Source organism: Mycobacterium sp., assembly GCF_008709575.1.
Taxonomy (GTDB): Bacteria; Actinomycetota; Actinomycetes; order Mycobacteriales; family Mycobacteriaceae; genus Mycobacterium.
In genome coordinates, this window is record NZ_VYIK01000359.1 from 1 (window position 1) to 692 (window position 692).

Annotated in this window: 1 protein-coding gene; it reads left to right on the plus strand. The window is 66.9% G+C overall.

Translation table 11 applies throughout. The annotated features are described in order from the left end of the window. Nucleotides 1–633: site-specific integrase (locus F6Q13_RS18945; protein ID WP_293059798.1), on the plus strand; the 633-nt coding region annotated here is incomplete at its 5' end. Nucleotides 634–692 lie beyond the last annotated feature (59 nt).

The window sequence follows — 692 nt, forward strand, 5'->3', positions numbered from 1 at the left end:
ATCGACCAGCTTCTCGCCGCCCATACGCCGGAGGAGGAGGACGAACACGCGCGGCGGCGAGAGGTGTTCGTCCATCTGGCGCTGCTGGGGCTGCGCCGCGGAGAGCTTGCCGGACTCCGATGGAGTGCAATGGATCTCGACGTCGACGAGCCGACGATCACCATCTGCGAGACACGAGTCTCGACCAGCAAGGGTGTCATCGACCAGGATGACGCCAAGACCGCTGCGTCGGGACGGACCCTGGGAATCCCGCCGTACCTCGTCCCCATCCTGCGGCGGGTACGCAAGGAGCAGCGAGAGATGCGGCTGCAGCTTGGCCACCTCTGGGAGGGCGGAAACGACGGCTACGTGATCGCGCAACGATGGGGAAAGCCGTTGTTGCCGAGGACGATCGACCGGTGGTGGGAGCTCGCGCTGGAGCACGCCGGGCTGCCGCATCGCCGGCTGCACGCCAGCCGACACACAGCTGCAACGGTTCTCGCGCTGCGCGGCGAGAAGGCGGAGGTGATCGCCGCGTGGCTCGGGCATGCCGACGGCGGGACACTGGCACAGCGGGTGTACATCCGGCAGCGCAATAAACTGGCGATGCGGGGGACGGTGGCGCTGGACCGGCGCACAGCGGGGCAGGCATGACCACTAGCCCCGGTTTTGCACGCAACTTGGCGTGACACGCTGTTGAATTAGCGAAAGTG